This window comes from Microbacterium sp. (assembly GCF_044340635.1).
GTDB lineage: Bacteria > Actinomycetota > Actinomycetes > Actinomycetales > Microbacteriaceae > Microbacterium.
Genome location: NZ_JBIITF010000005.1, coordinates 54,915 through 72,790, shown reverse-complemented (window position 1 = coordinate 72,790; position 17,876 = coordinate 54,915). Strand labels below are relative to the sequence as shown.

Here is a 17,876-nt window from a genome sequence, read left to right as displayed (position 1 = left end):
GTTACTGAATCGTTGCGATCCACACCGGGCGGCCGCGCTGCCCCGTTCTGATCAGATAGCCCATTTATAGACCTTTAGGCTGCGCTTCATGATCACTGCAGAGCACTCGGTCGTCGACTGAATCGATTCGGGACCGGTCCCAGCTCTTCTTGCGTTCAAGTCTTGACGTTAGCGACCCGCGTCGTCATGATCGACCTGCGGGGCACTGAAGCCCCGGCAATCGCATATTCATTGTGGAAGGGCGAAAGATGAAGAAGTCTCTGCTGCTCCCGGCGCTCGCCGCTGTCGGAGCCTCGGCGGTGCTCTTGGCCGGCTGTTCCGGTTCGGGTACCCCATCAGCCTCGGAAGGCGGTGACGGTGGCGGTGACGCCGCCGGACGCGCCTGCGTGATCCTCCCCGATGCCGCATCCTCGCCCCGTTGGGAGAACTTCGACCGCAAGTACCTCCAGGAAGGTCTCGAGGCCGCAGGCTTCGACGTCGACATCCAGAACGCCCAGGGCGACGTCAACAAGTACTCCACGATCGCGGACCAGCAGCTGACCCAGGGTTGCGGCGTCATGCTGCTCGTCGACTACCAGGGTGCCGCCGAAGCTGTCGCGACCAAGGCGAAGGCCGAGGGAATCCCGGTCATCGCCTACGACCGTCCGTTCGCGGGCGCCGACTACTACGTGTCGTTCGACAACGTCGAGGTCGGCCGACTCGAGGGCCAGACAGTGCTCGACGGTCTCGAAGCCGCGGGCAAGGACCCCGCCACGGCCGTCGTCGTCTACATGGGCGGGGACCCGACCGACGGCAACGCCGCCATGTTCAAGGAGGGCGCTGCCGAGGTCATGGAAGCTGCCGGAATCGCACCGGCCGCCGAGCCCCCGGGAATCTGGGACCAGGCCAAGTCGCAGACCAACTTCGAGCAGGCTCTGACCTCGCTCGGTGGCGTCGTCGACGGCGTCTGGGCGGCGAACGACACCAACGCGGCCGGCGTCATCAAGGTCCTGCAGGACAACAACCTGACGGGCGTCGCCGTCTCCGGCCAGGACGCCAACGTCGCGGGACTGCAGAACATCCTCCTCGGCTGGCAGACCGCCACGGTCTACAAGCCCGTGAAGGATGAGGCGGACGCCGCAGTCGAGGTGGCGGTCGCGCTGCTCAGCGGCGAAGAGCCCTCGGCCGACGCGGAACTCGATGACGGCACCCCGTACATCCAGGTCACCCCGATCCTGGTCGGGCCGGACAGCGTCAACGACGTCATCGCCGCCGGCGACGCCGCCTACGACGACGTCTGCACGCCCGACGTCATGGCCGCGTGCGAGGAGTTCGGCGTCACGGCACCGTAGCTCGATCCATCCGGGGGCGTCGCATCGACAGCACGGTGCGGCGCCCCCGACAACGACCGCGACATGACCAACGAAAGAGCGAAGATGCCAGACCCGATTATCGAACTGGTCGGAGTGAAGAAATCATTCGGACCCGTCTCCGTGCTCAAAGGGATCGACCTGAAGGTCTACCCCGGAAAGGTCACCGCACTCGTCGGCGACAACGGAGCGGGAAAGTCCACGCTCATCAAGGGCCTCGCCGGCGTGCAGCCCTATGACCAGGGCGAAGTACGCATCGACGGGGTCCACCGCGACCTGACCACGCCGCGCGAAGCCGCCGCGCTCGGAATAGAGGTCGTCTATCAGGACCTCGCGCTCTGCGACAACCTCGACATCGTGCAGAACATGTTCCTGGGCCGGGAGGAGCTCTCGGTCGGAACGTTCGACGAGGGACGGATGGAGAAGGAAGCATCCGACACCCTTCGGTCGCTCTCGGTCCGCACGGTGAAGTCCGTGCGGCAGCGGGTCTCGTCACTGTCGGGCGGCCAGCGCCAGACGGTGGCGATCGCACGAGCCGTCCTCAAGAAGGCTCGCGTCGTCATCCTGGACGAACCGACCGCCGCGCTCGGTGTGGCCCAAACCGAACAGGTGCTCAACCTCGTGCGTCGCCTCTCGGAACAGGGGGTGGCGGTCGTCCTCATCAGCCACAACCTCGCCGATGTCTTCGAGGTCGCGGACGACGTCGCCGTGCTCTATCTCGGCCAGCTCGTCGCACAGCTCGAGGTCTCGGAAACAACCCGCGACGACGTCGTCGGATACATCACCGGCACGAAGACCCCGCCCGGATTCACCGTTCAAGAGACCAGCACGATCGCCACGGGAGGCGCAGAATGACCACGTCATCCAAGGATGCGGCTGCGCCCCTCATGGGCGAGGGCATGATCGGCTCCGGCATCGAGGGCGGCCTCGGCGACCAGATCCGCGCCTGGTGGCAGCGGGTGCGTTCGGGCGACATGGGGGCGCTTCCGGCCATCGGCGGGCTCGTCGTGCTCGGAGCGCTGTTCAGCCTGCTCAGCCCGTTCTTCCTCACGGAGCGCAACTTCGCGAACCTGATGAACCAGGCGGCGACCCTGGTCATGCTCGGGATCGCGCTCGTCTTCGTCCTGCTGCTGGGCGAGATCGACCTGTCGGCCGGTGTCACGGGTGGCGTGGCGATGGCCCTATTCGTCGTCCTCAACGCGCAGTTCGGCGTGCCCTGGCCGCTGGCGCTGCTCATCGGCTTCGTCGTCGGATTCGGCACCGGCGCACTCATCGGATTCTTCGTCGCCAGGGTGGGGATACCATCCTTCGTCGTCACCCTGGGACTCTTCCTCGGGTATCAAGGACTCGCGCTGCTGATCATCGGTGACGGTGGCCTCTATCGTCTCCAGGTTCCCGAGCTCGTCGCCATCCAGAACAGCAATCTGCCCGTCTGGGCGGGGTGGGCGCTGCTCGCCATCATGATCCTGATCTCGGGCGGCACGTCGTGGTGGGACCGCGCACGACGCACCCGCGCCGGCGTTCCGAACCGCACGATCACCGTCGTCTGGATCAAGCTCGCCGCGATCGCCGTGATCGGCGGCATCGTCGTGTTCGTCCTCAACCAGGACCGCGGGCAGTCGGTCGTGGCGGTGCAGGGCGTTCCGGTGATCGTGCCGATCGTTCTGGCCGTGCTGTGGATCGGGACGTTCGTCCTCGACCGCACCAAGTTCGGCCGCTACATCTACGCGATCGGCGGCAACAAAGAGGCCGCGCGGCGGTCGGGCATCAAGGTCCGGCTGATCATGTGGTGGGCGTTCGTGATCTGTTCCACGCTGGCCGTCCTGTCGGCACTCTTCAGCGTGGCGCGCGTCGGTTCGGTCGACGCGACCGTCGGGCGCGACATCGTCCTGAGCGGTGTCGCGGCAGCTGTCGTCGGCGGTGTCAGCCTGTTCGGCGGCAAGGGGCGGCTCGTTCACGCCGCGATCGGCGCCCTCGTGATCGCGGTCATCACGAACGGCCTGGGCCTGCTGGGTCTCCCTGCGGGAATCAACCTGCTGGTAACCGGTGGCGTGCTGATTCTGGCCGCCACGGTTGACGCCCTCTCTCGTCTGCGGTCAGGGGGCGGTTCGCGAGTGTAGGGCGGCGGGAGGGCGGGGCGCGGGTCACAAGACTACGATTCAAGACGTGACCGAACGCGCTCCGCTCTCCCGCAAACTGTCCGCCATCGCCGAGTCGGCGACCCTCAAGGTCGACGCGAAAGCAAAGGCCCTCAAGGCCGCCGGGCGTCCCGTCATCTCCTATGCGGCGGGCGAGCCCGACTTCGCCACCCCGGAGTTCATCGTCGACGCAGCGGCCGAGGCGGTGCGGGATCCCGCCAACTACCGATATACCCCCGCGGCGGGGCTTCCGGTGCTGCGCGAGGCGATTGCGGACAAGACCGAGCGCGACTCCGGTCTCGAGGTCGACCCTGCCCAGATCGTCGTGACGAACGGCGGTAAGCAGGCCGTTTATCAGGCGTTCCAGACGGTCGTGAACCCGGGGGACGAAGTCCTTCTGCCCGCGCCGTTCTGGACGACGTACCCCGAGGCGATCGCCCTCGCCGACGGAGTGCCGGTTGAGGTCTTCGCCGGGGCCGATCAGGACTACAAGGTCACGGTCGAGCAGCTCGAGGCCGCGCGCACCGAGCGCACGACGGTGCTCGTCTTCGTCTCGCCCTCCAACCCCACGGGCTCGGTGTACACGCCCGAAGAGACGCGGGCCATCGGCGAGTGGGCGCTCGAGCACGGCATCTGGGTGATCTCGGACGAGATCTACCAGAATCTCGTCTACGAGGGTGCCCGTGCCGTCTCGATCGTCGAGGCCGTTCCCGGACTCGCGGACCGCACGATCCTCGTCAACGGGGTCGCGAAGACCTACGCCATGACCGGATGGCGGGTCGGCTGGATGGTCGGTCCCCGCGATGCGATCGCCCTCGCTTCGAACCTGCAGTCGCACCTGTCGAGCAATGTCAACAACATCGCCCAGCGTGCGGCCCTGGCTGCGCTGTCCGGTCCGCAGGACGAGGCCGAGAAGTTCCGGCTCGCGTTCGACCGTCGCCGGCGCCTGATCGTCGACGAACTGTCGAAGATCGATGGCGTCGTCGTCCCCATCCCGCTCGGCGCCTTCTACGTCTACCCCGACGTGACCGGGTTGCTCGGACGCGAATGGGGCGGCCGCACCCTGAACACCTCGCTCGAGCTCGCCGACTTCATCCTTGAAGAGGCCGAGGTCGCGGTCGTGCCCGGCGAGGCTTTCGGGCCGAGCGGATACCTGCGCCTCTCGTACGCGCTCGGCGACGAACAGTTGCTGGAGGGCATCCGGCGCCTCCAGCAACTGTTCGCCTGACCGAGCGGGCGCGCGAGCCGCTTCAGAACCGGGTGATGACGCTCCGCGCGGTTCGCCCCGTGCGGAGCTGATCGTAGGCCTCGTTGAGGTCGTCGATTCCGATCTCGACCGAAATAAGGTCCGTGAGGTTGAGCCGACCCTGCAGGAACAGCGAGGCGTAGAACGGGATATCGCGCTTGATGTTCGCGTGCCCCATGTAGACGCCCTGCACCTTCTTCTGCCAGCGCAGAAAGTCGTTCGGGTCGAGCTCGATCGTCGATCCCGCACCGTGGATACCGATCAGGCTGGCGGTGCCGCCGACGGCGAGCATCGCGATGGCCTGGAGCGCGGTGTCCTTCCGCCCGATCACCTCGAAGGCATGGTCCACACCCCCGTCCGTGAGCTGCTGCACCGCTGCGACGACATCGCCATCGCGACCGTTGACGACATCGGTCGCTCCGAACGCGCGAGCGAGTTCGAGCTTCTCGTCGTTCAGGTCGATGCCGATGATTCTCGCGGCACCCGCCAGGCGCGCTCCGCTGATGACGTTCAGGCCGACGCCGCCGAGACCGATCACCGCAACGGTCTGACCGGGACGTACTCCGGCGGAATTGATCGCCGCGCCCGCCCCCGTGATGGTGCCGCAACCGAGAACGGATGCCTCGGCGAACGGGACCGCCGGGTCGATCCCGACGAGCTGGTTCTCGTGCAGGAGCGCCTGCTCGGCGAATCCCGCGGTTCCCATCGCGGCCAGCACGGGCTCTCCGCGGCGGCTCAGGCGCGGGGGTTCATCCGGCGCACGCAGGGTCGCCTCGGGGTGCGCGCAGCGCACGGTATCGCCGCTGAGACAGGCGACGCACGCCCCGCAGAACTGCACCAGTGATCCGACGACGTGGTCGCCGACGGAGAACTCGGTGACCTCCGGGCCGATTCCCGCAACCACCCCCGCGATCTCGTGGCCGAGCACCATCGGCGGTTCCATCCCGAAGTTCGTCTCGGCGAAGTGCAGGTCGGAGTGGCACAGACCCGATGCCTTGATGTCGACTAGCACCTCTCGCCCGCGCGGCTCTTCGATGTCGATCTCTTCGACATCGAAGCCGGCCCCGAAGCCGTTGACGACCGCGGCCCTCATGCTCCTGCTCCCAGGATGACGTTGATCGACTTGGTGTTGAGGTAGTTGTAGAAGACCTCGTGGCCCTGCTCTCGTCCGAGTCCCGATGCCTTGTAGCCGCCGAAAGGCGAAGCAAGGTCGGGGGCGTACCCGTTCACGCCGATGGTGCCGGTCTGCACCGCGCGTGCCACGTCTCGGGCCGCTTCGATGTCACGCGAGAACACCGCCCCGCCGAGCCCGTACTTCGAGTCGTTGGCGATGCGCACCGCATCGTCGCGGTCCTGATATTCCATGACGGTGACGACGGGACCGAACACCTCTTCCTGGGCGATCTCGTCTTCCGGCGAGACTCCGGCCAGGATGGTCGGCTCATAGAAGTAGCCCGATTCGCCGGGCAGATCGCGTCCGCCGGTGAGGACCTGGGCGCCGCGTGCGCGAGCCCCGTCGACCAGACCGCGAACGCGTGAGCGAATGCGGTCCGAGACGAGCGGGCCGAGTTCGGTGGAGGCGTCTCGGGGATCGCCGAGCCGGAACGAGCGCGCCACGTCCACGAGTCCGTCCACGACCTCGTCCCGCCGCGAACGCGGCACAAGCACGCGCGAGAGCAGGAAGCAGGTCTGACCCGAGTTCATGAAGGAGTTACCGCGCAGCCCCGCCAGCGTGACATCGATGTCGGCGTCGTCCAGCACGATGGCCGCGGACTTCCCGCCGAGCTCGAGAGTGACCGGGATGAGCCGCTCGCCGCAGTTGCGGGCGATGATGCGGCCCGCGGCGGTCGATCCGGTGAATGCGATCTTGTCGACACTGGGGTGCTTCACGAGGGCGTCGCCCGTCTCGCGACCACCCGTGACGACGTTCACGACGCCCGGAGGGAATCCCACCGCCTCGACTGCCTCGGCCAGCGCGAGCGCGTCCAGCGGAGTCTCGGCCGCGGGCTTGATCACGACGGTGCACCCGACCGCGAGCGCGGGCGCGAGCTTGGCGGAGAGCAGAGACTGCGGATAGTTCCAGGGCACGATCAGGCCCGCGACACCCACCGGTTCGTACCGGATGGTCGAAGCACCGGGACCGGCGATGTTCGCCCGTTCCTCTTCGAACGCGAAGGCGCGGATGAGTCCGGCGAAGTAGCGCAGTTGGCCGGCCGGCATCATCCCGTTCACGTAGCGCGATAGGCCCGTCGGCTGACCGATCTCGTCGGTCACGAGGTCTGCGATGTCCGCGCCGCGACGCTCCAGTTCGTCCGCGAGACGCTCGAGCAACGTCGCCCGCTCGTCGGCGCTCATGCGCGGCCAGGGTCCGTGATCGAACGCTTCACGCGCCGCGCGAACAGCGGCGTCGATGTCGGCAGCGTCCCCGTCCGGGGCGGTTCCGACAATCCTTCGGGTGTAGGGGTTCTCGACCTCGATGCGGGCCGAAGTGTGGGGCGTCAGCCATTCTCCGCCCGCGAACAGGCGGTGATCGGAATGCGATGTCATCGTCGACATGGGGGCTTCCTCCTTTGGAATCCCTCTTGTTCTATCCGACGCGCGCCCGCTTGTCATCAGTCTGACTGAAATTGGTCCGATCGGGCGCTACAACTCCACGTCGATCAGGACGGGCTCGGGTTGCAGGAGCAGGCCGAACTCGGCCTGCACCCGCTGCTGGATGAACCGGGCGAGCTCTGCGATCTCGCCCGCCGTCGCTCCTCCACGATTCGTGAGCGCGAGCGCGTGTTTCGTCGAAAGTCCGGCTCGCGAGCGCGGCAGCGAAAAACCCTTGCGCAGCCCCGAGTGCTCGATGAGCCACGCGGCGCTCACCTTGACGTCGGGAGCGGAACCGGATGCCGCGGGCACAATCCCGTCGTACGACGCCAGGGGAATCACGGTGTCGACCTCGACATCGGGACGCACCGGCCACCGAGGACACTCGGGCGGGAGCGTTCGGGCGAATGCTGCCGACACGATCGCGTTCTGGAAGAACGACCCCGCGCTCCGCGTGTCGGGATCGACACGATCGTCGGGAAGGTCATCGAGCACCATGCCCTTGGCCCGACGGGTCGCGAGCACACGGTGCCGTACGTCGCTCAACGTCGCCGATGCCCCTGGCTCGTATCCGAGGGCACGTCGCAACTGCTCGCCTCGAACGACGCGCGGAGTGTCACCGACCTCTTCCAACTCGAGGGTCACCGAGAGGATGACGGAGGGGCGTTCGGCTACCGAGCCGTAGTGCGCCTTGAACACGGAGGTGCGGAAGCCGAGCCCGAGTTGCTCCACCGGCACCGTCTCGACATCGCCGGTCGTCTCGTCGATGAGCTCGACCTCGACGAGCGTCTGTTCGATCTCCTGCCCGTACGCGCCGACGTTCTGCACGGGTGCTGCTCCGACCGTTCCGGGGATTCCCGACATCCCCTCGATCCCGGCCAGGCCTTCGCGAACCGTGTGCGCGACGAGGTCGTCCCAGTCGTGTCCGGCCTCGATCCGCAGGCGGACATAACCCGGACGCGCTGAGGGTACCCGCTCGATGCCGCTCGTCAGGATCCGTACGACGGTGCCGTCATAGTCGGAATCACCCACGAACAGGTTCGAGCCTCTGCCGAGCACCAGCCATGGTTCACCCGTCGACCAGACTTCACGGAGCGCTGCAACCAGCTCATCACGGGTGGTCGCGGCGATCATGCGGGCGGGCCGTCCGCCCGTGCGAAGGGTCGTCAGCTTCGAGAGGGGAACGGGTTCGATGTCGGGCATGGGACTCACCCCAACCGAACGCGCACCTGCGCCTTGCCGAGCACGGTCGTTTCGGCATGCGAGACGACGAGGTCGATGCGCGCGGTTCGGGCGGCCCCGTCGACCTCGGCCACGGTCGCCACGACCCGAACGTCGGCGCCATCCTCGGCGTCGACGACGACGGGACGCGTGAAGCGCACACCGTAGTCGGTGATGTGGCCGGCGTCGCCGAGCCACGGCACGATCGTCGAACCCGCGAGGCCCATCGTCAGCATTCCGTGCGCCAAGACGCCGGGCAGCCCGACACGCGCCGCGACCTCGTCGCTGTAGTGGATGGGGTTGAAGTCCCCCGATGCCCCGGCATAACGCACGAGGGACTCTCGGGTCAGGTGGACGGTGCGCTCGGCGACGACCTCGCCGACGGTGGGAAGCAGGCCGGTCACTCTTCGCCGCCGATCAGCAGGATGGATGTCGCGGTCACGACATGAGCACCCGAGGCATCCGTGATCTCGGCTTCGCTCGTGACCATGGCGCCTTTGCCGATCGCACGGACCCCGGTGACGGCGAGTCGGCCGGTGAGCTCATCGCCCGCGACGATCGGCCTCGTGTAGCGGAACTTCTGTTCGGCGTGAATCGTGCGCTCGAGGACGACGCCCGAGTCGGGTTCGGCGAGCAATTGCTGCAGGGTGTGATCTTGGATCACCATCGCGAAGGTCGGCGGCGCTACGACATCCGTGTACCCGAGCGCTTGTGCCGCTGCGACATCCGTATGCGAGGGGTCCGTGGCGAAGACGGCGCGGGCGAACTCGCGCACCTTCTCCCGGCCGACGAGGTACGGCTGCGTCGGCGGGAAGTCACGACCGACGAGCTCGGGGTTCACTGGCACCCCGCCATCCTATGACGGCGTACGGGGGCTACTTGGATCGCCCGCGGATTGCCCGCACCAGGATCTGGACGGTGATGAAGAAGAGGAACACCGCGAAGATGATGTTCGCCGAGAAGGGATCGATGCTCTTCGTGATGATCGCGCCGAGCGCTGTGGTCGTGCACGCCGAACCACCGACCAGGGCAGCCCCCAACAGGTTCACGTTCCGACGGCCGAGGTTGCCGATCGTGCCCGAGATTGCGGTCGGGATGATCATCAGCAAGCTCGTGCCGCGGGCGATCAGGTCGCTTGTGCCGAAGATGAGCAGCAAGGCGGGAACGACGACGATGCCGCCTCCCACGCCGAGGAGTCCCGAGAGGAGCCCCGTGATGAGTCCGAGCGCGATCAGTCCGAGGACGGTCACCACGCTGAGCTCGAACGGTTCGCCACGGCTCGGGATGACGAGGAAGAGGCTGACGATGACGGCGATGAGGAACGCGGCGAAGCCGAACTGCAGGACACGGACCGGCACACGCGGCAGCAGCCAGGTGCCGGCCTGAGCACCGATCACGGCGCCGGCGGCCAGGATCAGCGCGGGAATCCACGCGACATCGCCGCTGAACGCGTAGGAGATGACACCCACGCTCGCCGCGGGGATGATGGCCGCGAGGGAGGTACCCGAGGCGAGGCGCTGCGGATAGGCCAGCAGCAACACGAGGAGGGGAACGATGACGATGCCGCCCCCGACGCCGAACATGCCCGACAGCAGACCGGCGAACAGGCCGACCGAGATGTGCAGGATGACCCGCCCCGGCGTCCATCGGTAACCCTCGACGACTTCGCCGTCACCACCGGTTGCACCACGTCCTGGCATTGCCCGACCTCTCCGCCCTTGCGGGCACACCAGAAAGACCCTAGTCCAGGCACGACCGCGCGCTCGCCGCGCTCAGGCGTCCGGCGGTCGCGCCGTTGACGACGTATCGGCCGGCGCACCGAGGGCCGCGAGCTGCGCCGAGAGTTTGCGCACCTCGGCCCGGGTCGCCGGCTGGTACTCCTCGTGACCGGCGGTCGCGCGCTCGGCGACCCACGAGGCCAAAGTCGCTGTGCTGATGCCGAGCACCGCAACGCCCGAGAGCATGAGGATCACCGCGACGACGCGCCCCGCGATCGTCACGGGCGTGAAATCGCCGTAACCGACCGTCGTGATCGTGACGAAGGCCCACCAGATCGCATCGCCAAAGCTCGTGATGTTGGCCTCGGTCGACGCGCGCTCGGCCTCGAGCACCGACAGTGCGGCGATATAGACGACGATCAGGGCGGACGCGACGCCGTAGATCATGAGGCGGGCACGCAGCGCATCGCCGGCGCTCCGCCCGAATGGACGGAACAGCGTGAGGACCCGGAGCAGGCGGAGCGGTTTGAGGGCGGGAACGATGACGACAGCGAGGGCGAAGAGATGCGCGCGGAACCATGCCCCCTTCTTCGGCGCGAGGGAGAGCTGCACCAGATAGTCCGCCACGAACATGATCCAGGTCACGAGGATGATCGTCGCCGTGAGGACCCGCGGCGCTCCGCGGAGCTCGGCGATGACCTGCCACGAGTAGGCCACGATGAACGCGAACGAAGCCACGATCAGCGGCCAGTAGGTCAGCTTGCGCCACCGCTCTTGGGTCATGTCCGCATTCTCTCGGATAGCCCAGCACACCTCCGTGCAACTCGCCCGCAACCGGTGCGTAACACGCTCGCGACTTATCCACAAGTGTCCCCCTTTCGGTGGACAGTGGGTGAGCGATTTTGCTAGGTTACGAGAACCCGATCTCAACGGTGTGAAGTGGGGACTGATCACCGTGTCTCATTGCTGTGCGATCTGATCCGCGCCGAAAGGCGCGTGTCTTTTCGTGCGATGAGACGAATGTTCGGGGGGAATCAGGATAGCCCTCTCGTGTCGACGGCTGGGGAAGACGACGACGCGAGAGGGCCCTTCTGTACACGTGGCAGATCGCGCACAGAAGAACCTGTGCGCGTGTGTTTCAGGAGTCCCGCGACATGAGGGCGGCACGAGGCGGCCCCCGGTGCGGAATCGGGACGGGGCGCTCAGACCTGGAGCGCGCTTCGCGCCGCTGCAGGTCGCGTACGACCGCGACCGGCGAGCTGTATCGCGCGGGGAAGGGCAGATCGAGGAGCCACTCGACCTCTACCTCGTCTGCTTCGACCTCGTAGATGCGCGCGACGGTGCGGCGTGGATCTCCGAGCGGACGCCCCAAGTCGAGTACGAGCCACATCATTGTGGTGGTCGGCTGCAACGCATAGTGCGGATTGTGGATGCTGGACATGGTTCTCCAACCGTTGTCCGTCCAGTGTGCGGCGGCACTTCGGCATCCTCGCACCCCTTGACAACGGGGCGCTTTCATGTCCCAACCGGCGAGTGCGGCTCCGCCACGGTACGCCGCCTCGAAGAAATCGAGGATCGCTTCCGCCTGGTCGGGCGCCCCGCGAACGGCTGTTAGCGGGTAGACCGCGAGGTGGCTGGCCCCGCGGTCGAGCCACTCGGCTTTGGCTGGGAGCGCAGACGAGGCCAGACCAGCGAAGTCGCCCGGAGCACGACCATCAGCGTTCCCCTCGTGGAGCTTCGATCGCACCGGGCAGCACCCGCTTGATCACGTCGGTCAGGGTCACGACCCCGATCATATGGGCGGCGCTCTCGACGACCGCCAGCTGCACTCGGCTCTCACGCATCTGGCGCAGCACCTCGTAGACCGGGGTGGCCGCGTCGAGCCGCAGCGCGGGTCGCGCGAAGTCGGCGGCCGCCGACTCATCGTCTGCGAGGAGCGTGTCGCGGACGTGAACGACGGACTGCGCGTTGCCCGAGGCATCCGTCAGCAGAATCCGAAGGTGACCCGAGCGCTGCGACGCGGCACGCACCTCGGCAACGGTTGCGCCACCGGCGACGGACGTGGGGCGCGCGTTGGTCGAGGTGATGCTGTCGGCGGTGAGGGTCTGCAAAGCGATCACACCGGTGATCTGGGTGCGCAACTCAGGCTCGAGAACGCCCACCTGGGTCGAGTACTCGACCAGGTGTCTGATCGTGTCGGCATCACGGCCACCGACCGCTGCCTTGTCGACGGGTTCGACACCGCTTCGGCGAACGAGCACGTTCGCGATCCGGTTGATCCACAGCAAGAATGGCCGGAAGGGCCAGACGAATGCGCGTGCCGGGATTCCGATGAGCTGGGCCGAGCGCTCCGGATGGGCGATCGCCCAGGATTTCGGAGCCATCTCGCCGATCACGAGGTGCAGGAACGTCACGACCAGCAGCGACAGCGCGAACGCAGCCCCGCCGGCGAGCCATTCGGGCGCGCCCCATGCGGTGAAGACCGGGCCGAGCCATCCGTCCACGAACGGTTTGGTGATGGCGCCGAGCGCGAACGTGCAGGCCGTGATGCCGAGCTGGGCACCGGCGAGCATGACCGTCAGTTCGTTCATGCCGCGAAGCGCCGCACGAGCAGATGCGCTCTCGGGCGCCATCTCTTCCAGCCTGTGCCGGCGGGCGCCGAGGAGGGCGAACTCGATCACGACGAAGAAGGCGCTGAGTCCGATCAGCGCGATGGTCACGAGGACGACGAGACCGGCGCTCATCGAGTCGTCTCCTGTTCGCGCAGTGTGATCCGCACGGTCCGGGGTACGAAACGCTCGATCTCGACGACTTCGATGTCGATGATCCGCACCGTCTGGACGTCTTCGACCAGGTCCGCTCCCTCGACGGGCAGGCGGACCTCGATCAGCTCCCCGATATCGGGAAGACGCCCGGCCTCGGCGATCACGAAGCCCGCGATCGTCTCGTAGTCGCCTCGGGGAAGGTCGCGCCCCACAGTCCTCTCGACCTCGTCGATGTGGACGTCTCCGTCCATCACCCACACGCCGTCGTCGTCCTGTTCGGATCCCGCGACGTCATCGGGGTCGTGCTCGTCGGTGATCTCGCCCACGAGTTCTTCTGCGAGATCTTCCATCGTGAGGACTCCCGCGAACCCGCCGTACTCGTCGATCACACAGGCCATCTCGTTTCGGGTCTTCGTGAGCAGGGCCAGCGCGTCAGGCAGAGTCATGAGTGTCGGCACGACAAGTGGCTCACGCATGAGGGCGGTCACGGGGCGCGCGTCGGTCGTGTCGGTACCCAGCACGTCGGCGAGGTGCACGACTCCGACGGGTTCGTCGTGGTCACCGATCACGGGGTAGCGCGTGTGCGCGCGAGACATGAGCGCACGAACATCCGCGACCGTCGCGTCGGGCGTGACGGTGTCGACGCGAACGCGAGGGATCATCGCGTGCTCGACATCGCGGTCAGGGAAGTCGAGGATGCGGTCGAGCAGCACCGCCAGCTCTTCCGGCAGGTCGCCGCTGGCCCGGGAGTCCTCGATGATGTTCTCGAGATCCTCGGCCGTCGCGCTGGCATCGACGTCGTGGACAGGTTCGACGCGCATGAGCCGAAGCACGGCGTTGGAGGATGCGTCGAAGAATCGGATGAGCCACCCGAAGACCGTGAGGTAGATGAGGGTGGAGCGCGCGAGACCGCGCGCGAGCGGGTCGGGGTTCGCAATCGCGAGGTTCTTCGGGTACAGCTCACCGAAGAGCATCTGGACGACCGTCGCCAGCACGAGCGCGCCGACGGTTCCGATCGTGATGCCCACGGCGGCGGGAATGCCGGCGCCGCCGAGCAGGACACCCAGAGATTCGCCGATGAACGGTTCGGCGACGTAGCCGACCATCAGGCCGGTGATGGTGATGCCGAGTTGTGCGCCCGAGAGCATGAAGGAGGTGCGCTTGGTGACGGCGAGCGCGCGTTTGGCGGACGCATCCCCCGCTTCGGCCCGTGAGCGCAGCTTCACGCGGTCGACCGACATGTAGGCGAACTCCTGCGCCACGAAGTAGCCGTTCGCGGCGATGATCGCGGCCGTCAGGGCCAGTCCCGCCAGCAAAAGAAGAAGCGCGGCGATCATCGGTTGATCACCGCGCTGTCGCGGGCGCCGGCCCCGCGTCGGCGGGGTCGAGAGAACGAATACGGTCTATGGCTGGGTTCGTCGGGCGACGACTCGGCAGTCAGGGTGGTGTGCACGGTGTGCTTACGCCTCCGGGATCGTGGTCTTCTATGGTAGACCGCGACCGCGCTCGAACGCCGGGAGAGTGCTGGACGCGGTGAGCATTCGGGCGTCAGGATGGGGAGTCTGAGCTCGACGGACGGGGGCCCGCAATCACGACTCAGCACGAATCCACCGACGGTCTATCCGGTCTGACCGAGTTGATGCGCGACGAGCGACCCGTACCCGAACGGCGCGTCCGCGTGGACCGCGCGACTCGCCGACGCCGTCGCCGTAAGGCTTGGATCGTCGTCGCGGTCGTCGTCACGGTCGTCCTGGCCTCCACCGGTGGCTACGTGGCGTGGGCTCTGAACGCCCCGCTGCCCGAACCCACCGTGGAGTGGCAGACACCGGATGTCTCGGTTCCGCCGGCCGTGACCATCGCCATGCCCGTCGAGGGTTCGGCCGCGATCAGCGTCGCGGGAGCCGACGAGTACCTGGGTGCGGTGGCGAGCGGAATCTGGATGTCCAGCGGGTCGGCCGACCCGCGCCCGATGGCGAGCATCAGCAAGCTGATCACCGCCCTCGTCATCCTTGATGCGAAACCTCTCTCGGGCCCGGACGACCCCGGACCGACCATCAACTTCGGCGAGGCCGATCGCGATCTGTTCGATGAGTACTACGTGCTCGGCGCGACGGTCGCCGAGATGCCCCGGGGCACGTCGATGTCGCTCCACGACGCGCTCGCGACGATGCTGATCCCCTCGGCGAGCAACTACGCCGAGGCCGTCTCGACCTGGGCGTTCGGTTCGCAGGGCGCTTTCGTGGGTGCGGCGCAGCGGTGGCTCGCCGCCAACGGGCTGACCGGCACGACGATCGTCGAGCCGACCGGGATCAGCCCCCGCAATACGAGTACGCCGAGTGACATGATCGCGATCGGAAAACTCGCGGCGGCAAACCCCGTGATCGCGCAGATCGCGGCGACGGCATCCCTGAATCTTCCTGGTCCGGGTGCGATGTTCAACACGAACGGCTTGCTGGGGACATCCGGCATCACCGGCCTCAAGACCGGAACGCTCGGCGAGAACGCCTACACCCTGCTCTACACAGCCATCCTCGACGTCGGCACGGGCCAACCGCTGAGCGTCACGGGCATCGTGCTCGGCGGGTTCTCGCGCGACTCGGTGAGCACCGGCGTCATCAACCTGCTCGACAGCATCCGAGGCGGGTTCCACAACGTGCCCCTCTCCGTCCGCGGCCAACAGGTCGGCACCTACACGACGGCATGGGGATCAGCCGGACGGATGGTCCTGCTCGACAGTGCGTCGATCCTGACCTGGTCTGACACCCCCATCACCGTGACCATGGACACGACGAGGCCCGAGACGTACGAGGACGGCGAGTCTGTCGGCACGATCTCCTGGACCGCGGGGCCGAACACCGCGACGGCCGACGTGACCCTCGAGGGCGGGATCGAGCGGCCGACCTCGTGGTGGCGGCTGACACACCCCGGCGAACTCGGGTGACCGGGCCGACGGGATCGTGACGAGCTGTTCACCCGAGGACGATTGCGGGTCGGCCGGGCTAACCGCATCCTGAAAACATGTGGAGATCCGTACGCGGAACGCTGGATGGTTCGAGCACCGGTGAGCTTTTCGGCATAGCGGTGATCCTCGTCGCCCTGGTCACGCTCGTCTGCTCTGCCATGATCTACGCATCCGGGGACGAGGTGGCGTTCTTCGGGCTGCTGGCGTCATTCGCGGTCGGCACGATGGGCGTCGGGATCCACGTCGCGAGTCGCGAAGCGCGACTGCGTCGAGCCGGCCGCTGATCCCTGCTGGCGGCGTGCGGAGCCTCTGGCGGCGTGGGCCCATCCGCGGGTGACGCGCCAACCAACCGCTCCCGCAACGAAAGAAGCGCCCCACGGGGGGCGCTTCTTTTCTGTAGCGGGAGCGGGGCTTGAACCCGCGACCTCACGATTATGAGTCGTGCGCTCTCACCAACTGAGCTACCCCGCCACACCGCATCCCGGTCCAGGATGCTGCGAGCCCCGAGTCAGGATTGAACTGACGACCCCTTCCTTACCATGGAAGTGCTCTACCACTGAGCTATCGGGGCGCACCCGCAAGCGGGCAACCACAAGAGAATACCATCGGCGGGGCGCCGACCAGAAACCGAGGAGACCTCGGATCAGCCGCCCGCGTGCTCACGCAGCCAGGACAACGGATCGATCCGCGCCTCGTTGACGAAAACTTCGAAGTGCAGGTGAGCACCGTACGACAAACCCGTGTCTCCGACGTGCCCGAGGACGGTTCCGGCCTGGACCTCATCGCCCGCCTTGACCTGCATCGAGCCGTACAGCATGTGTGCGTAGTGGGTCGAGAAGACCTCGCCGTCGATCTCGTGGTCGACGATCACGTGCACACCGAATGCGCCGCCGCTCTCGCTCGCGACACGGACCGTCCCGGCGGCGACGGCCTGGATGTCGGCGCCCTCACCCGGCGTGAAGTCGAGTCCGTAGTGGAACGATCCCCAGCGCGGGCCGTAGCCGTCCGAGATCGGCACGCCGACGGCGAAGGGCCACTGGATCGGTGCGCTCGGGTCGTTGACGAAGAAGTTGGTGTGACGGCTGATCCCGGTGGCGGCGGCGATCTCGCTGAACGTCGCGGTCGAGTACTTCTCGTCACGGTTGAGCTCGGTGTCGGCGCCCTCGGGAGCGACGAACGCCTGAATCTCGTTCTCTTCCGGGACCTCGTCGTCGGACGCCACCGTGATCGACGTGACGGAGTCGGCCTGGGTCGCCGCGGCGAGGGCCTCGGCGGGAACGGTCACGGCGACCGTCAGCAGCCCCACGGCAGCCATGACACCCACGCTGAAGCCGGTGGCGGCGACGCGCCTGAGGACAGCGCCGGAGCGACGGGCGCGACGCGGCACGCGGTGCGATGCGGATGCAGGAGTCCCGGGCTCCTCAGTGAGGGATTCCGCGACCGGCACGATCACGGGGTTCTCGCCGGTGAAGCTGAACAGACGAGCCGCCGCCTCGAAGGCATCCGAGACATCGTTGTCGACGGACTCAGACACGGGCGTCAGATCGGCCAGGGAGGGGACGAGCGGAACGGACGAATCCGGGACGGTGACGGGTTCGGCGGCCGAGGCGACGCCTAGGCGAGCCTGTCGACGGCTCTGCGGAGCGTCTTGGATCGCTGCTCGGCGACGGGCGGCACGTGTCTCGGATTCGGCGGACGAGCGTGCCGCGGCGGAATCGGAGGCAGATTCCAGGGCGGACGCAGAGGCGTCGGCACGTCGAGCGCGGCGTGTGAGGCCGAGCTCCGACTCGGGGGCGTCGGGCTGCAAGCGGATGGAACTCTCGGATCAGGATCGCGGGGGGACGCGGCGGGCTTCGGGATGTCTTGCGCGGGTTCTTGCTTCTGA

The 17,876-nt window shown here is 67.2% G+C and carries 17 protein-coding genes, 2 tRNA genes and 1 pseudogene; 6 read left to right on the top strand and 14 right to left on the bottom strand.

Going from position 1 to position 17,876, the window contains the following annotated elements:
• Positions 1 to 248 precede the first annotated feature (248 nt).
• The 4 genes from ACIQ0W_RS06405 to ACIQ0W_RS06390 all read left to right on the top strand — a co-directional run bounded on the left by ACIQ0W_RS06405 (position 249) and on the right by ACIQ0W_RS06390 (position 4,715).
• Positions 249 to 1,331 carry a sugar ABC transporter substrate-binding protein gene (locus ACIQ0W_RS06405; protein ID WP_396641955.1) on the top strand — a complete coding sequence of 361 codons (1,083 nt, stop codon included), beginning with the start codon at positions 249 to 251 and terminating at the stop codon, positions 1,329 to 1,331.
• Positions 1,332 to 1,415: 84 nt separating this feature from the next.
• A complete protein-coding gene (locus tag ACIQ0W_RS06400) occupies positions 1,416 to 2,204 on the top strand; it encodes an ATP-binding cassette domain-containing protein (RefSeq protein ID WP_396641954.1) in 789 nt (262 codons plus the stop codon).
• Positions 2,201 to 3,469 (top strand): sugar ABC transporter permease, encoded by a 1,269-nt coding sequence (locus tag ACIQ0W_RS06395; protein ID WP_396641953.1) that lies wholly within the window; start codon positions 2,201 to 2,203, stop codon positions 3,467 to 3,469. The genes ACIQ0W_RS06400 and ACIQ0W_RS06395 overlap by 4 nt, the downstream gene beginning before the upstream one ends.
• 46 nt (positions 3,470 to 3,515) lie before the next feature.
• On the top strand, positions 3,516 to 4,715 hold the full coding sequence (locus ACIQ0W_RS06390; protein ID WP_396641952.1) for a pyridoxal phosphate-dependent aminotransferase: 1,200 nt from the start codon (positions 3,516 to 3,518) through the stop codon (positions 4,713 to 4,715).
• Between the two features lie 22 nt (positions 4,716 to 4,737).
• Here ACIQ0W_RS06390 and ACIQ0W_RS06385 read toward each other — a convergent pair whose 3' ends face one another.
• From ACIQ0W_RS06385 to ACIQ0W_RS06335, 11 genes and pseudogenes are all read right to left on the bottom strand, one after another.
• Positions 4,738 to 5,826: a Zn-dependent alcohol dehydrogenase gene (locus ACIQ0W_RS06385; protein WP_304687846.1), complete on the bottom strand. Its 1,089-nt coding sequence runs from the start codon at positions 5,824 to 5,826 to the stop codon at positions 4,738 to 4,740.
• Entirely contained in the window at positions 5,823 to 7,289 is a 1,467-nt protein-coding gene (locus ACIQ0W_RS06380) for an aldehyde dehydrogenase (protein WP_304687848.1), read from the bottom strand. The genes ACIQ0W_RS06385 and ACIQ0W_RS06380 overlap by 4 nt, the downstream gene beginning before the upstream one ends.
• A gap of 87 nt (positions 7,290 to 7,376) precedes the next feature.
• Positions 7,377 to 8,528: a UDP-N-acetylmuramate dehydrogenase gene (locus tag ACIQ0W_RS06375; protein WP_396641951.1), complete on the bottom strand. Its 1,152-nt coding sequence runs from the start codon at positions 8,526 to 8,528 to the stop codon at positions 7,377 to 7,379.
• Positions 8,529 to 8,533: 5 nt separating this feature from the next.
• Positions 8,534 to 8,941 (bottom strand): MaoC/PaaZ C-terminal domain-containing protein, encoded by a 408-nt coding sequence (locus ACIQ0W_RS06370; RefSeq protein ID WP_396642038.1) that lies wholly within the window; start codon positions 8,939 to 8,941, stop codon positions 8,534 to 8,536.
• A 5-nt stretch (positions 8,942 to 8,946) separates the two neighbouring features.
• Positions 8,947 to 9,393 (bottom strand): MaoC family dehydratase N-terminal domain-containing protein, encoded by a 447-nt coding sequence (locus ACIQ0W_RS06365; protein ID WP_036298767.1) that lies wholly within the window; start codon positions 9,391 to 9,393, stop codon positions 8,947 to 8,949.
• A 28-nt stretch (positions 9,394 to 9,421) separates the two neighbouring features.
• A complete protein-coding gene (locus tag ACIQ0W_RS06360; protein ID WP_396641950.1) occupies positions 9,422 to 10,246 on the bottom strand; it encodes a sulfite exporter TauE/SafE family protein in 825 nt (274 codons plus the stop codon).
• Positions 10,247 to 10,318: 72 nt separating this feature from the next.
• Complete coding sequence (locus ACIQ0W_RS06355) at positions 10,319 to 11,047, bottom strand: potassium channel family protein (protein WP_396641949.1); 729 nt, start codon at positions 11,045 to 11,047, stop codon at positions 10,319 to 10,321.
• Between the two features lie 355 nt (positions 11,048 to 11,402).
• Positions 11,403 to 11,705, bottom strand: a complete 303-nt coding sequence (locus ACIQ0W_RS06350) for a hypothetical protein (protein ID WP_396642043.1) — start codon at positions 11,703 to 11,705, stop codon at positions 11,403 to 11,405.
• Between the two features lie 81 nt (positions 11,706 to 11,786).
• Positions 11,787 to 12,011, bottom strand: a pseudogene (locus ACIQ0W_RS06345) (DUF5996 family protein); the annotation flags it as partial.
• Positions 11,980 to 13,008: a hemolysin family protein gene (locus ACIQ0W_RS06340; RefSeq protein ID WP_396641948.1), complete on the bottom strand. Its 1,029-nt coding sequence runs from the start codon at positions 13,006 to 13,008 to the stop codon at positions 11,980 to 11,982. The gene ACIQ0W_RS06340 and the pseudogene ACIQ0W_RS06345, both read right to left, overlap by 32 nt.
• Entirely contained in the window at positions 13,005 to 14,366 is a 1,362-nt protein-coding gene (locus ACIQ0W_RS06335) for a hemolysin family protein (RefSeq protein ID WP_396641947.1), read from the bottom strand. The genes ACIQ0W_RS06340 and ACIQ0W_RS06335 overlap by 4 nt, the downstream gene beginning before the upstream one ends.
• A 341-nt stretch (positions 14,367 to 14,707) precedes the next feature.
• Here ACIQ0W_RS06335 and ACIQ0W_RS06330 point away from each other — a divergent pair, with 341 nt between their 5' ends.
• Entirely contained in the window at positions 14,708 to 15,970 is a 1,263-nt protein-coding gene (locus ACIQ0W_RS06330) for a D-alanyl-D-alanine carboxypeptidase family protein (RefSeq protein WP_396641946.1), read from the top strand.
• Positions 15,971 to 16,047: 77 nt separating this feature from the next.
• Positions 16,048 to 16,275, top strand: coding sequence for a hypothetical protein (locus ACIQ0W_RS06325; RefSeq protein ID WP_396641945.1), 228 nt, complete (start codon positions 16,048 to 16,050; stop codon positions 16,273 to 16,275).
• 113 nt (positions 16,276 to 16,388) lie between these two features.
• On the opposite strand, the gene ACIQ0W_RS06320 is transcribed toward ACIQ0W_RS06325, so the two are convergent.
• The 3 genes from ACIQ0W_RS06320 to ACIQ0W_RS06310 form a co-directional block, all read right to left on the bottom strand.
• A tRNA-Met gene (locus ACIQ0W_RS06320) sits at positions 16,389 to 16,462 on the bottom strand.
• A 28-nt stretch (positions 16,463 to 16,490) separates the two neighbouring features.
• Positions 16,491 to 16,562: transfer RNA gene (locus tag ACIQ0W_RS06315), tRNA-Thr, on the bottom strand.
• A gap of 72 nt (positions 16,563 to 16,634) precedes the next feature.
• Positions 16,635 to 17,798: a M23 family metallopeptidase gene (locus tag ACIQ0W_RS06310; RefSeq protein ID WP_396641944.1), complete on the bottom strand. Its 1,164-nt coding sequence runs from the start codon at positions 17,796 to 17,798 to the stop codon at positions 16,635 to 16,637.
• Between the last annotated feature and the right edge of the window lie 78 nt (positions 17,799 to 17,876).

Excerpts from the sequence above, each read along its gene's own strand:
- ACIQ0W_RS06395 (WP_396641953.1), top strand. The coding sequence starts at position 2,201 with ATGACCACGTCATCCAAGGATGCGGCTGCGCCCCTCATGGGCGAGGGC.
- ACIQ0W_RS06385 (WP_304687846.1), bottom strand. The coding sequence starts at position 5,826 with ATGAGGGCCGCGGTCGTCAACGGCTTCGGGGCCGGCTTCGATGTCGAA.
- ACIQ0W_RS06350 (WP_396642043.1), bottom strand. The coding sequence starts at position 11,705 with ATGTCCAGCATCCACAATCCGCACTATGCGTTGCAGCCGACCACCACA.
- ACIQ0W_RS06340 (WP_396641948.1), bottom strand. The coding sequence starts at position 13,008 with ATGAGCGCCGGTCTCGTCGTCCTCGTGACCATCGCGCTGATCGGACTC.
- ACIQ0W_RS06355 (WP_396641949.1), bottom strand. The coding sequence starts at position 11,047 with ATGACCCAAGAGCGGTGGCGCAAGCTGACCTACTGGCCGCTGATCGTG.
- ACIQ0W_RS06325 (WP_396641945.1), top strand. The coding sequence starts at position 16,048 with ATGTGGAGATCCGTACGCGGAACGCTGGATGGTTCGAGCACCGGTGAG.
- ACIQ0W_RS06400 (WP_396641954.1), top strand. The coding sequence starts at position 1,416 with ATGCCAGACCCGATTATCGAACTGGTCGGAGTGAAGAAATCATTCGGA.
- ACIQ0W_RS06405 (WP_396641955.1), top strand. The coding sequence starts at position 249 with ATGAAGAAGTCTCTGCTGCTCCCGGCGCTCGCCGCTGTCGGAGCCTCG.
- ACIQ0W_RS06335 (WP_396641947.1), bottom strand. The coding sequence starts at position 14,366 with ATGATCGCCGCGCTTCTTCTTTTGCTGGCGGGACTGGCCCTGACGGCC.
- ACIQ0W_RS06375 (WP_396641951.1), bottom strand. The coding sequence starts at position 8,528 with ATGCCCGACATCGAACCCGTTCCCCTCTCGAAGCTGACGACCCTTCGC.
- ACIQ0W_RS06360 (WP_396641950.1), bottom strand. The coding sequence starts at position 10,246 with ATGCCAGGACGTGGTGCAACCGGTGGTGACGGCGAAGTCGTCGAGGGT.
- ACIQ0W_RS06380 (WP_304687848.1), bottom strand. The coding sequence starts at position 7,289 with ATGTCGACGATGACATCGCATTCCGATCACCGCCTGTTCGCGGGCGGA.